14 protein-coding genes and 1 pseudogene are annotated in these 12,798 nt (G+C 62.6%); 11 read left to right on the top strand and 4 right to left on the bottom strand.

Going from position 1 to position 12,798, the window contains the following annotated elements; translation table 11 throughout:
• Positions 1 to 9: 9 nt before the first annotated feature.
• A pseudogene (gene tnpC / locus N7I30_RS07595) lies at positions 10 to 657 on the top strand (IS66 family transposase); the annotation flags it as partial.
• A complete protein-coding gene (locus tag N7I30_RS07600; RefSeq protein ID WP_498637884.1) occupies positions 654 to 1,256 on the top strand; it encodes a plasmid pRiA4b ORF-3 family protein in 603 nt (200 codons plus the stop codon). The pseudogene tnpC and the gene N7I30_RS07600, both read left to right, overlap by 4 nt.
• On the opposite strand, the gene N7I30_RS07605 is transcribed toward N7I30_RS07600, so the two are convergent.
• From N7I30_RS07605 to N7I30_RS07620, 4 genes are all read right to left on the bottom strand, one after another.
• Positions 1,257 to 1,796 carry a hypothetical protein gene (locus N7I30_RS07605; protein WP_498637886.1) on the bottom strand — a complete coding sequence of 180 codons (540 nt, stop codon included), beginning with the start codon at positions 1,794 to 1,796 and terminating at the stop codon, positions 1,257 to 1,259.
• 23 nt (positions 1,797 to 1,819) lie between these two features.
• Positions 1,820 to 2,836 (bottom strand): nucleotidyl transferase AbiEii/AbiGii toxin family protein, encoded by a 1,017-nt coding sequence (locus N7I30_RS07610; protein WP_498638467.1) that lies wholly within the window; start codon positions 2,834 to 2,836, stop codon positions 1,820 to 1,822.
• Positions 2,829 to 3,422: a DUF6088 family protein gene (locus N7I30_RS07615; protein ID WP_009450572.1), complete on the bottom strand. Its 594-nt coding sequence runs from the start codon at positions 3,420 to 3,422 to the stop codon at positions 2,829 to 2,831. The genes N7I30_RS07610 and N7I30_RS07615 overlap by 8 nt, the downstream gene beginning before the upstream one ends.
• Before the next feature lie 406 nt (positions 3,423 to 3,828).
• Complete coding sequence (locus N7I30_RS07620; RefSeq protein WP_498637888.1) at positions 3,829 to 4,956, bottom strand: IS110 family RNA-guided transposase; 1,128 nt, start codon at positions 4,954 to 4,956, stop codon at positions 3,829 to 3,831.
• 201 nt (positions 4,957 to 5,157) lie between these two features.
• On the opposite strand from N7I30_RS07620, the gene N7I30_RS07625 reads away from it, so the two are divergent.
• The 9 genes from N7I30_RS07625 (at position 5,158) to N7I30_RS07665 (ending at position 12,669) form a co-directional block, all read left to right on the top strand.
• A complete protein-coding gene (locus tag N7I30_RS07625) occupies positions 5,158 to 6,120 on the top strand; it encodes an ArdC family protein (RefSeq protein WP_009450571.1) in 963 nt (320 codons plus the stop codon).
• Positions 6,117 to 6,512 (top strand): DUF2958 domain-containing protein, encoded by a 396-nt coding sequence (locus N7I30_RS07630; RefSeq protein ID WP_498637889.1) that lies wholly within the window; start codon positions 6,117 to 6,119, stop codon positions 6,510 to 6,512. Before N7I30_RS07625 ends, N7I30_RS07630 begins: the two co-directional genes overlap by 4 nt.
• A 124-nt stretch (positions 6,513 to 6,636) precedes the next feature.
• Positions 6,637 to 8,775, top strand: coding sequence for a ParB/RepB/Spo0J family partition protein (locus N7I30_RS07635; RefSeq protein ID WP_015740130.1), 2,139 nt, complete (start codon positions 6,637 to 6,639; stop codon positions 8,773 to 8,775).
• Between the two features lie 96 nt (positions 8,776 to 8,871).
• Positions 8,872 to 9,069: a hypothetical protein gene (locus N7I30_RS07640; RefSeq protein WP_498637891.1), complete on the top strand. Its 198-nt coding sequence runs from the start codon at positions 8,872 to 8,874 to the stop codon at positions 9,067 to 9,069.
• 39 nt (positions 9,070 to 9,108) lie between these two features.
• Positions 9,109 to 10,067 (top strand): IS630 family transposase gene (locus N7I30_RS07645; protein WP_498637893.1). Its coding sequence is split into 2 segments (ribosomal slippage): positions 9,109 to 9,450 and positions 9,453 to 10,067, totalling 957 coding nucleotides; the frame shifts between segments, so codons are not numbered across the junction.
• 586 nt (positions 10,068 to 10,653) lie between these two features.
• Complete coding sequence (locus tag N7I30_RS07650) at positions 10,654 to 10,818, top strand: hypothetical protein (protein ID WP_015740132.1); 165 nt, start codon at positions 10,654 to 10,656, stop codon at positions 10,816 to 10,818.
• 198 nt (positions 10,819 to 11,016) lie between these two features.
• Positions 11,017 to 11,550, top strand: coding sequence for a hypothetical protein (locus N7I30_RS07655; RefSeq protein WP_498637896.1), 534 nt, complete (start codon positions 11,017 to 11,019; stop codon positions 11,548 to 11,550).
• A 65-nt stretch (positions 11,551 to 11,615) separates the two neighbouring features.
• Positions 11,616 to 12,032 carry a hypothetical protein gene (locus N7I30_RS07660; RefSeq protein WP_015740134.1) on the top strand — a complete coding sequence of 139 codons (417 nt, stop codon included), beginning with the start codon at positions 11,616 to 11,618 and terminating at the stop codon, positions 12,030 to 12,032.
• On the top strand, positions 12,025 to 12,669 hold the full coding sequence (locus N7I30_RS07665) for a DUF8835 domain-containing pootine (RefSeq protein WP_498637898.1): 645 nt from the start codon (positions 12,025 to 12,027) through the stop codon (positions 12,667 to 12,669). Before N7I30_RS07660 ends, N7I30_RS07665 begins: the two co-directional genes overlap by 8 nt.
• The last annotated feature ends 129 nt before the right edge of the window (positions 12,670 to 12,798 follow it).

Raw genomic sequence — 12,798 nt, forward strand, 5'->3', positions numbered from 1 at the left:
ATTTTGGCAGATCGCAGTCCAGGTCCGGTGCGTTCTGCGCTGTGTTGGAGCCATGCCAGACGCAAGTTCTTTGAATTGGCTGACATCAAGGCCATCGCCCGCAAGGGCAAAAAGGTTGCAGAAGAAATCTCGCCTATCGCTCTGGACGCTGTGACGCGGATCGACGCCATCTTTGATGTCGAGCGTGAGATTAACGGCCTGTCAGCCGCAGCGCGCCTGGGGGTTCGCCAGCAGCGGGTTGTGCCGCTGGTCAACGATCTGCATGACTGGATGCGGGCCGAGCGGGCCCGGATGTCAAAGCACAACCCTGTCGTCAAGGCGATCAACTACATGCTGGACGAAGAAGGCCGCTGGGAAGCCTTCACTGCATTCCTTGATGACGGGCGCCTCTGCCTGACCAACAATGCCGCCGAACGCGCTCTGCGCGGTATCGCAATGGGCAGAAAGTCATGGCTATTTGCAGGGTCCGAGCGCGGTGGTGACAGGGCGGCCTTTATGTATACCCTCATCGTCACGGCAAAGATGAATGACATCGATCCGCAGGCATGGCTGGCCGATGTGTTCGCACGTCTGCCGGACATGCCGATGTCACGGGTGCATGAATTGCTCCCTTGGCATTGGAAAGCCGCAACCGAATTGAAGAGGATTGCCGCATGACACTGGTAGCGCGCCTCAAGGTCACACTGTCCGACGTCGAACCTCAGGTGCTGCGGCGCTTCGATGTGCCGCTCAAGATCAAGCTGAGCCGTCTGCACGAGGTGATCCAGGCCGCCATGGGATGGACCGACAGTCACCTCTATGAGTTCCGGGCCGGTGGCGTCGGCTGGGGTGTGCCTGATCCTGACGGCTATTACGATGGCCCGCTGCCCGCGAACAAATCCAGCCTGCTCGATGTGCTCGAAGATGTCGGCACCAAGACCATCCATTACATCTATGACTTTGGCGACAACTGGCACCATGTGATCAAGGTCGAGAAAATCGATGATGCCATGCCGGGTGCCGACTACCCACGCCTTGTCAGGGCCATCGGTGCTTGTCCCCCTGAAGATGTGGGTGGCTTCCCAGGCTACGCCGACTTCCTCGAAGCCATGGCCGACCCTGAGCACGAAGAGCACGACCGGATGTTGGAATGGTATGGGGGAAAGTTCGACCCCGACGAGGCAGAGATCGGCCGTATCCTCGACAACTTCGAGCGCCTCGCCAAAAAATGGGCACCAAAGCCGCGCAAACCAAAAGCCGCACCCAGAAGCCTCTGATCAATATAGCACGGCTGCGGCCTTCGGCGGATGCTTACGTTCCGGCGGCACACGTACCTTCTTGATGATGCCGTCGAGAACAGCGCGATAGGGGTGAAGATCGGGATTCTCGCTCTGGCGCAGCACGAACCGTTGCGCGAACAGCACCTCCATCAAGCGTTCCAGGTTACGGCTGTAATCCTTCGCCAGGTCGACCCCGAGCGCATCGAGATAGTCGAGTTCGTCTTTGGTTAGCCGCCACGGCGCCGGTACAGCGCCGGCTGTTGGCGGATCGCTGTAGAATCCCGCCGCGCGTGCCTCGATGGTTTCGCCGCAAAACTCCTTGGCCAGCGGCGCCATGGTCGCAATGCCGAGTTCCTTTTTGTCCTTCATCAGGGAAGAACATCCGGCGCCGAGCAGAAATGCGATATTTTTGGCGTTCATGGCCTCAGAAATCGCCTTGCGGGCGCTCTCGATCCCCTTGTTCCAGTCCAGTTCAGATGGCTCGGCATCGCCGTCCCGCAGAAACTGGAATTTTCGCTCTTCTTCGACTTCGCTCATATACCCCCGGTCCTCCCAGTTTCTTACTTGGCTGCTCTGTTCGCGCGCGCGGCTATATCAGCGCACCGCGCCATGAGCGCTTCGAACGGCTCCTCGTCGTCGAAGAGCAGTCCATCCTCAACCATGCGGGCATAGTCATCCTCCAACGCCTTCGCGCCATCGCCGACCGGCACGAGTTGCAAGCCGCCGCTGACAGCCGCTGCATAGTCGATCGGCGTGCGGTCGGCGGCCTTCTCTGCGAAGAACATCGACTTGTGCCGGGCGACAGCGTTGGCCAGGTCGCGATCGGCAAAAGCGGCTTCCGCGAAGCCGGCTTCGTCCAGTCGGACAACATCGTGCCAATGTCGCGCGAAGCGGTCGCCGCGCAGCCGCTCCTGGAGGCAGAAGACGTGGATGGCGGTCGCCTTCTCCCAGAAGGTCCGCTCCGCGTGCATGACGCGCGGCCGCGCCGTCGGAAACACCAGGCCGTCGATCAGGCCGGCCGCGTCGCAGACGACGTCGCGCAGGCTCGCGGGTTCGCCCGTCGAGCGCGCGCCGAACTCCAGCATGACGCTTGGAGCCACATAGCCGGACCCGGCTGCGGTCGCCTCATAGTCGATGAAGAGCTTCTCATCCTCGACGCGGACGGCCGCCGCCAGCCCTTCAGCGGCCAGGGCCTTCGCGATTACCGGCTGCACCGTCTCTGCGACCCAGGCCGGCAAACGCCGGCGGACCTCGCTGGACCAGCGCTTTTCCTCGCTTCGTGTCTTCGGCAGACCCTCGCCATTGTCCCCGACCAGATCGGGCGCAATCGCCCGAATGTCGTAGGTCAGATCCACATCCTCCGAAAAACGGCGAATGACCTGATAGGCTTTTGACAGCGACGTCCCGCCCTTGAACACCAGATGTTCGCCGAGCGGTGCCGCGTAGAGGGTCGCCAGCGCCCACACCACCCACACATCCTTTTCGAGAAGATGGGTGGGACGACCCGAACGGTCGGCGACGACGCTCAACGCGTCACGCCGATCCTCGGCCGAAAGCTGGAGGAAAACGTCAGCCATAGGCCGCCTTTCCGACGCTCTGCGCGAGCCATGTCGGAAGCTGCGGCGCGGCGGCGACCAGTTCGCCGAACACACCAGGCGGCATCTTCCGCTTCAAGGTCGTGAGCGCGGCCTCCGCCTTTTCGGGGCCGAGCCAGGCCAGCGCCCGCACGGCCTCGCCTGCGGGGCGGTTGGCCAGGGCCAGTTGCCAGCGCGGCGCGTGCCGCAATTCGACGACCTGCTTGCCGAGGTGTATCTTTCGGCTGCGTCCGGAGGTCAGATAGACCGAGCGGACGGGCACCTGCGTCGTCAAGCCAAGCGCGTTCGCCGCGGCGGCTCCGTTCGAGACGATGATCTCCCCTTTTTGGGTCGCGAGGGCCTCGACAGCCTGCTCGACCGAAGGTGCGCGCGTGCCAAACCGACTGGCGATGGGGCGCAGATAGACGCCACGACCGGCGCGGATGAGCTGCCCGCGCTCGGACAGACGCGACAATGCCTGATCCACGGCCGCCCGGTTTCCGAGGTGGAGCAGGCCCTTGGCGGACACGGGCATCCCTTCGGGAAGTCCCGTCGCATGTGCCAGAATCTGTTCGGTCAGCCGTGTCATCGTCTTTCTCCTGTTGGAAATATACGCGAGTTTCTGACAGTTTTCAAGGAAGCGCAGGGGAACATACCGAATAGGGGGAAAGCCTTCCCCTGCGGCCGAGCCTTGGTCTCTGCCTACCCCTTCTCTCATGTCCATTTGTCAAGGCTGGATTCGTGACAAAGCGATTCACGGCGGGGCGGACAAGGTAGATATGGAGTCCTGCGCAGGGTTGGAGGCGGGGCTCGAAACGACGGTGGATCAGTCACTCATGCGCGGGTTGGCTACCGCAGGACCACGGTATTCGTCTCGGAGCTTCCTCTGTCAGCGGACGGGCGTCGGTAAGAAACCGGCCTCGAGAAGGGGGCCGAGGATTCTCCTGACCGGCCCCGCCCCCAATGCTACGCAGGAATCGGGATGGGCAGGTGCATCATGCCGCCGCGGCCGGAGCTGGACCGACCTCTTGACCAATCGCCCAGATGAAGCCGACCAGTTCGCGCGCGACAGCTGTGATGACCACATTCTTCGGCTTCCCGGACGCGGAGAGGCGACGATAGCGGTTATGAAGCCGCAATTGCGCTTTCCAAGCGATCTTCACGATGGCGAGGTCGAGGCCCTCTTGGCGCCGTTGTATCTCCTCGCCGACCCGTGGAGAACGGCAATAGGTCCATGCACTTTCGACCAGTAGCCGACGTACGCGAGTGTTCCCGGCCTTCGTTATGCCTCGGCGCCGGATCTTGGGACCACTGGAATGTTCGGCAGGCACCAGGCCCAGATAGGCCATCAACCGTCGCGGTGTATCGAAGCGGCCGAGATCCCCGATCTCCGCCACGATGGTGGCCGCCGTGATCAGAGCAATGCCGCGCATCGCCTGCAGCGCCTTCACGAGAGGAGCCAAAGACCATCCTGGAACCACGGCCTCGATCTGCTTCACTAGCCGATCGTGGCGCGCGTCGGCCTCCTGGATCGCGATGATGTATTCCTGCATAGCGACCTGATGAGCGGGATGTTCGAGCTGAATCGAAGCCAACCACCGCCAATAGGTAACAGTCCAAGCGCTCCTTCCACCATAGCGAAAGCCCTGCCGCAGCAAGAAGCTGGACAGGGCCTGGCGAGCCTTATTGCGCCAGTACATGGCTGTCTCTCTCGCGCGAACCAGGTCGCGAACCGCTTCATGTTGAGCGTCCGGCATCCATACCGAGATCAACTCGCCGGCGCGGTGCATCTTCGCCAGGGTCGTCGCGTCGCGCTTGTCCGTCTTGATGTGATCACCAGGTCGGGTGGGAATGAGCGACGGTGCAATCACCAGGCACTCATGGCCGGCGTCCGTAAGCTCCCGCGCCAAGCCATAGCCGCATGCGCCTGCCTCATAGCAAAATGAAAGCCGTGTGCCCGGATGTTTGTCCAGCAATCGTCGAGCAAAATCCGTCATGGTTCCGGGTCGATGCGACAGCGAACCATGAAACCTGACTTCGCGAGATCGCCCACTCGGGGCAACGGCGACTGCGATCGTCGCCTTGTGGATGTCCAAACCGACAAAGATAGTATTGCCGTCCATTCTCTCCCTCCTTTCGGTCGTATCGCCTCGAACGGCGATAGACGACTGTCGCACATGTTGGCGACGGCCGCGGAGAAGGACATCAGGTCAGCGGGGAGATCCCCGCAACGCCCCCTTCAGAGTGAGAGTGCGGACGGATTTTCCGTGACGGGTTAAGAGCTGGAGGAGAGGCTTCCGGCACCCGTCGCGGAGATCATCCCGATGGCCAGACAGGGTCGTAACCTCGCGGAAGGTGGCGCGCGCAGCAACCTTTACGACGACATCACCAACAAGATCATCGCCGAGCTGGAGCAAGGGCGGTTGCCATGGGTCCAGCCTTGGGGTGCGTCGCCTGATACCGCCCCGCTGGGCCTGCCGAGAAATGCTTCAACCGGCCGGTCCTATTCCGGCATCAATATTCTCATCCTCTGGGGGGCTGTCATCCAGCATGGTTTCCCCGCTCAGGCGTGGCTGACGTTCCGCCAGGCGCTTTCGCTTGGCGGCAATGTCAGGAAGGGCGAGCGTGGCACGACTGTCGTTTATGCCGACCGTTTCACCCCCGAGGACGAGAAGCGCCGTGCCCGCGAAACGGGTGAGGATGCGCATGCCATTCCGTTCCTGAAGCGGTTCACGGTCTTTAACGCCGCGCAATGCGATGGCCTACCCGATGAGATCACGGCAGTCGCGCCGCCACCGCCGCCGGGCCTTATCGAACCTCAGGTCGAGGCGCTGATCCGGGCCACCGGCATTGACTTCCGTATTGGCGGCAATCGCGCCTTCTATATGCCGTCGCTCGACTATGTGCAGGTGCCGCCTCCGCAAGCCTATTTCGAGCCGATCAACTGGCACAGGACGGCCCTGCATGAGCTGGGGCACGCCAGCGGCCACCACAGCCGCCTCAACCGCGATCTGACCGGCTCGTTCGGTTCGAAGAAATACGCCTTCGAGGAAATGATTGCCGAACAGACCGCGGCCTTCAGTTGCGCCGCGCTCGGGATCATGCCGACCGTCCGCCATGCCGATTACATCGGGTCGTGGCTGGAGGTCATGCGCGAGGATTCCCGCGCGATTGTCCGTGCGGCCTCGCAGGCCAGCAAGGCGGCGGACTGGCTGCTGTCGCATCTGCTTGCCGAAGACACCGGGGAGTCGGATGCGAGCGAAACCGACCGGAGGGCGGCGGCATGATCCTCCTGACAGGCGCACAGCACGACCGCCTGCTGGCCAATGGTCGCCAGCGCGATCAAGATCACATCCCGGTCGTGAAGTTCTTCAATCCCCTCGGTGAAGGCGTCTGGCTCGCTACCGAGCTGGATGAGGATGGCGACATCATGTTCGGCCTGGCGGATCTCGGCCATCCCGAACTGGGTTCGTGGAGCCTTGGCGAGATGCAGTCAGTCCGGCTGCCCTTCGGCATGGGCATCGAGCGCGATCTGCTGTTCACCGGCGATTTCCCGATCTCGGTCTGGGCCGAGGCCGCCCGTGAGACCGGCAGCATCCGCGCCGCCGAGCGTCTGCTCTACCGCGTCGGCGCGAGCTTTTCCCGTACATCCGCCGATACAGAAAACCGGAGTGCCTGATTTCCGGGTTTCAGGTTCTGCGGCTGGCGTCGCTCTCTTCAGAGGAAGAGGGCGGCGCTTCGCTTCGTGACGGGCTGATAGCCGGAGAGAGAGGCTCACCGGCGTCCGTCATGGAGTAACTGACATGGCCACCGCCGTTCAAAAGATCATCCTGTCGTCCTCGCGCGACATTCCCTTCAACAAACTGGTGCTCAGCCAGTCCAACGTCCGGCGCGTCAAGGCCGGGATCTCGGTTGAGGAGCTGGCCGAGTCTATCGCCCGTCGCGGCCTGATCCAGTCCCTGCATGTCCGCCCGGTCGTGGATGCCGAGGGCAAGGAAACCGGCATGTTCGAGGTGCCAGCGGGCGGTCGCCGCTTCCGGGCGCTGGAACTGCTGGTCAAGCAGAAGCGCCTCGCCAAGATCGCGCCGGTCCCGTGCGTGGTGTCGGAGGCCAGCGCCGATGTGCTGATCGACGAGGTATCGCTCGCCGAGAATATCGAGCGCGCACCGCTGCATCCGCTCGACCAATTCCGCGCCTTCCAGGCCATGCGCGAAAAGGGCATGACCGAGGAAACAATCGCTGCCGCCTTCTTCGTGGACTCCAAGGTGGTGAAACAGCGCCTGCGTCTGGTTTCCGTCTCACCGGCATTGCTCGACGTCTATGCCGAGGACGGCATGACGCTGGAACAACTCATGGCCTTCAGCGTCAGTTCTGACCATGCCCGTCAGGAGCAGGTCTGGGAAGCGATCAGGGATGGCTGGCAGAAGGAACCCTACCACATCCGACGCCTGCTGACCGAAACCACGGTCCGCGCCGCCGACAAACGGGCGGTGTTCGTTGGTATCGATGCCTATGAAGAGGCTGGCGGCTGCGTGCTGCGTGATCTCTTTCAGCAGGACGATGGTGGCTGGCTGCAAGATCCGGTGCTGCTCGACCGGTTGGTGGGCGAAAAACTCAAGGCCGAGGCCGAAGCCATCGCCGCCGAGGGCTGGAAATGGATCGAGGTCGCCATCACCTTTCCCTATGGTCACGACCATGGCCTTCGCCAGATTGTCGGCACGACGGTCGATCTGACCGAAGATGAACGCGCCACCCGCGAGGCATTGCGCGACGAATATGAGCGGCTTGAAGCGGAATATGGCGAGGCCGACGAACTGCCGGACGAGATCGACGCCCGCCTCGGTGAGATCGAACAGGCGCTGGAAACCTTCGAGCGCCGTCCGATGACCTTCGAGCCGGACCAGATCAGCATGGCGGGTGTCTTCATCAGCATCGACGCCGATGGCGCATTGCTGATCGAGCGCGGCTATGTTCGCGCCGAGGATGAAACGCCTGCGGAACCGGAAGCTGAAATCGTTGACCCGGAAACCGGCGAGGTGATCCAGCGGGCAGAACCGGAGGTAAGCCGCATGGGTGCAGTTATCACGCTGGGCGGCCAGGCGGTCGAAACTGAGGAGGAAGACGAGGCCGACACCATCAAGCCGCTGCCCGATCGCCTGGTCAGCGAGCTGACCGCGCATCGGACGCTGGCGCTGCGGGATGCGGTGGCAGTAAACCCGCATGTCGCTATGACGGCACTGCTGCACAGGCTGGTCATGGATTGCTTCATGCCGCATTCCAGCAAGGGATGCCTCGAAGCCCAGGTCCGGGAGGTTCATCTGCCCGCTCAGGCCGAGGATCTGCGCGATAGCGCTTCGGCCAAGGCCATCGCTGACCGCCACGAACGCTGGGGCGATCATGTCCCGGCAGACGATGCCGCCCTCTGGGATTGGCTGACCGATCTGGACGACGGTTCGCGCATGGATCTGCTCGCCCATTGCGTCAGCTTCGGTGTCAACGCGCTCTATGAAAAGCCCAACCCTTACAGCGGCGCGGGCGTTAGTCAGCACGGGCTGGACATCCGCCTGTCGCAGGCTGACCGGCTCGCCCGTTCGACCGACCTTGACATGGTAGCCGTGGGCTGGCGGCCGACGGTTGGCAATTATCTCGGTCGCGTGACCAAGCCCCGTATCCTTGAAGCCGTGCGCGAAGGGGCCGGTGATCGGGCCGCCGATCTGATCGGGCATCTGAAGAAGGGCGACATGGCGAAAGAGGCCGAACGCCTGCTGGCCGAAACCGGCTGGCTGCCCGAGCCGCTGCGCATGGTGGATGACGGAATCGGGACAGATTCGGCCACGGGCGCTGACGTAGAAGCCGACGATCTGCCCGACTTCCTCTCCGGCGATGGCGATGACGACCCGGCTGACGAAGAGGAAGAACAGCATATCGTCGCTGCTGAATAGTTCTCAGGCGGGGCGGCTTCGGCTGCCCCGTTTGCACCCTCCGTTTCCGCAACGCGCCCGGTCCTTGTGATCGGGCTTTTTCATTGGAGCGCTTCCATGCCCGCCATCATCGACGTCAATCAAATCTTTCTTGAGGATCACGAACATCCCCCATCGGAGCGCAGCTTGCCGTGGGAGGAAACCCGCGACGGCATCACCGTGGTTGTGGAGCCAAAGCCCCATTGGGCCGAAGACATGCGGGTTTTTCGGCTTAAAGCGGCCCGCCTAAAACCTGAATCGCGAGGATTCCCTTGAAGCGTGATCTGTGATTCATCCTGTTTGGGGGGATGGATCATGTCAGCACCTTTGCCGGATGCGCTTCGGGCGCGGTTTCAGAAGTTGATTGAAGAAGGGTTAAGCGGGCGCGCGGCGGCGTTACGTTTGAAGCTTTCGCCCGCGACAGGCGCGAGATGGGCGTTTTCGATCCGGCAGACGGGTCAAGCCCGCGCTGCGCCTCAAGGTCGGCCCAGAGGCAAGGGCAAGCTCGATCCGCATCGAAGCTTCTTTGCAGAAATCATCATGCATGATGGCGACATCACGATGCCGGAACTGGCGTCCGCCCTGCATGACGCAACCGGCGTGCGCGCGCACCCGAATGCGATTGGCAAGTTCCTTCGCAAGCTCGGTTACACGCACAAAAAAAGTCGCTGGTGGCCACCGAGCGCCGTCGAACCAAGGTAAGGCGGCAGCGCGAAGATTGGTTCAGACATCGCATTCCGGCCGTGTCAGCCCAGCCTGAGCGCGTTGTCTTTATTGATGAAACCTCGGTGAAGACAAACCTGACCCGCCTGAGGGGCTGGGCACCGCGCGGGGATCGGCTGGTCATGGACGCCCCGTTCGGCTCATGGGGCACGCAGACGTTCATCGCAGGCCTCACCGCCGATGCCATGATCGCGCCCTGGGTGATCAAGGGCGCGATGGATGGCCCGGCATTCGCGGCCTACGTCGAGAAGGTGTTGATCCCGGAACTGGCCCCCGGCACCGTGGTCATTCTGGACAATCTCGCCACCCACAAGAACGCCGCCGCTGCTAAGGCCATGCGGGACGCCGGTTGCTGGTTCCTGTTCTTGCCGCCATATTCCCCTGACCTGAACCCCATCGAAATGGCCTTCTCAAAGCTCAAGGCCCACCTCAGGCGGATCGGCGCGCGCGCCTTCACCGACATGTTCGAAGCCATCGCCGAAGTCTGCGATCTCTACGCCCCCCAAGAATGTTGGAACTACTTCAATGCTGCCGGATATGTCTCAGGTTAATGGCGGGAGGCTTTAGTGCGCGTGAATATTGCCGCTACGCCGACTGGACGGCTCATGGCGCTCGTGCCCGTTTCTTCGGTCATGTCGACACATCAGGCGACGATCTGATGATGAAGGCCCGCGTTATGATCGCGCGTGAGATCGCCGATGGGCTTTGGACCTGAAGACCCGATCGCGGGGTGTCGGGCCGTGAGGATGATAGCTGTTCACCCCACAGGTCCACCTCCAGCTTCACCACAAAACCCGGCCATCCCTGCACATGGGCAAGCGACGGCCATTTCCAGCCTGATGGGAACACGATCCTGATGCCCGCATGGCGGCAAGGCTGGCGCGGCAGAGCATCTGCGGGCGGGTATCCGGCATCCTGTCAGATGCAAAGCACCACCCCCGCTTCCATTCGCAAACCTTGGTCCGATCCGTCTCTTTGACAATCAACCCGTAAAGGGTCGGCTTACGCGAGCGTGCCGCCCTCGGGGATTCGGAAAAAGTCCGAACGCCCGAGGGTGATTGCAGATCCGGTCAGACACTTCGGGCGCCTGTCGCGCGGGGGATGGTCCCCCGCCTCCAAAGACAGGAGCCGGAACCCATGTCCTATGCAGATGCCACCGCCTTCGCCGCCAGCCTCGCCGCCACGCTGATGGTCGAGATCGTCGTGTTCCAGGCCGGGGACGGCACCCACGCCGCTTGTCCCGCCGCCGAGTTCGACGGCGACGACGACATGGTGAAGCTGGAGCTGGATCCTTGGGGGTAAGGCGCGACCGCGCCTCATCCCCGACGGCCTGGCCGCGACAAGCCCGCGACCGGGCCTTCAGCGCGTCGCGATGGTTGCCCATCGCCGACGGCGGAACCGGGCTGCCCCGGTCAGAGAGGAAGAGTGCGGGCCGTTCGGCCGTGACGGGTTGAGGGTCGGAGAGAGAGGCTCACCGGCGCCCGTCATGGAGTGATCCCGATGACCTTTGTCCGTTCCATCGGTCAGATTCTGGCTGCCGATGTTCTGCCCGCGCTTTATCGAGCGCAAAAGCTGCCGCTGCGCATCTCTTGCCTGGGCGTCGCCAACTATGACGCCAGTGACGCGGCGAACAGCTTCGACCGCATGATCCCGCTTGGGGAATGCCCGTCACCGGAAGAGGCCATCCAGGCCGCAGCCTTGCGCGTGGCGCGCGGTGATATTTGCACGGGGCCGGACAGCTTCCCGTATTTTCAGCCGCGCATCATGCTCATTCAGGACCGAGATCAGCGCCTGGTCCTCGCCGGTGAAATCCGCGCCGGCATTATCCTCTGGCAACAGCCAGTCGCATCCGATGCCGAGGCACGCAGGATCGTGACCGAGGCCAGCCGCCTGCGCGGTATGGCATTCCGGGCCTCGGACCCCGGTGATGCGAGACGGCTGCGTTACCGCGCCGCTGCGCTGGAGGCCCGGTTGGTCGATCCCTTCTGGCGCGAAACCTCGGCCGATCTGCTCCGCCTGCCGCAGGCCGCCTGAGCTTCACCCTTTCCATCACATTCGGCTCGGCCATACGCCGGGCCATGTCATGTTCGGAGACCGTCATGGCCGACTATTACACGCACTTTTCCTGCCTCCTCGACGTAGGCACCCCCGAAAACGCTGCCCGCGCGCTCAATCTCTACAACGCTCTGGCGGATGACAATGCCGCCGAAGATCCGCCCTCGGATGGCTTCCTGCTCTCCATCCAGCCAGAGCATGGCGGTACGCAACTCTGGATGCGCGATGATGTCACGGGTGACCCTGAGCATGTCATCCAATTCGTCAAACGCTGCGCTGCCGAATTTGGCCTGAGTGGATTGTGGGGTTTCCAGTACGCAAATAGCTGCTCGAAACCGCGCATCGACGGATTTGGTGGTGGGGCGCATGTCCTTGATCTCGCCACCGGCGAGACAGTGGACTGGATCTATACCGATGGCTGGCTTTCCTCGGTTCTGGAAGGGAGAGACCCCTATGCCTGAGGTCATCGAAACCACCGTCTATCGCCTCAACGAATTGTCTGATGCGGCAAAGGACAAGGCCCGTGCCTGGTATCGTGAGGGCGGCTTCGACTATGACTGGTACGATGCCGTCTATGAGGATTTCCAGCGCATCGCGGAAATCCTCGGGTTGAACCTCAAGACCCGCACCGTCCGATTGATGGGCGGCGGCACCCGGCAGGAACCCTGCATCTGGTTCCGGGGCTTCTGGTCGCAAGGTGACGGTGCGTGCTTTGAATCGTGGTATTCCTACCGGAAACATGCTCCGCGCCTTATCCGGGAGCACGCACCGCAGGACACCGAATTGCATCGTATCGCCGATGCCCTTCAGGCGGTCCAGCGCCGCAACTTCTATCAGCTTCGCGCCGATGCCAGCCATCGCGGCCATTATTACCACGAATACTGCATGTCGATCTCGCTCGAGCGCGATAGTCCGACATACCAGGACATGACCGGCGATGCCGAGGAGACGATCATCGAGGCGCTGCGCGATCTGGCCCGCTGGCTCTACCGCCAGCTTGAGCGCGAATATGATCATCTGTCTTCGGACGAGGCGGTCGATGAAACCATCGCCGCCAACGAATACACTTTCACCGAAGCCGGTCGCCGCTTCGGCTGATGACGACAAGCGCCCCGCCATCCGGTCGGGGCGCTTTTTGCATGCTGCGCTTTGAGAGTCAGAGGCGGGCCGGAACGGGTTGAGTCCGGGCGGTCAAGAGAGCGCGCTGTCCGGGCTCTTCCATTTCTG

This window comes from Aurantimonas litoralis (assembly GCF_026153195.1).
GTDB lineage: Bacteria > Pseudomonadota > Alphaproteobacteria > Rhizobiales > Rhizobiaceae > Aurantimonas > Aurantimonas coralicida.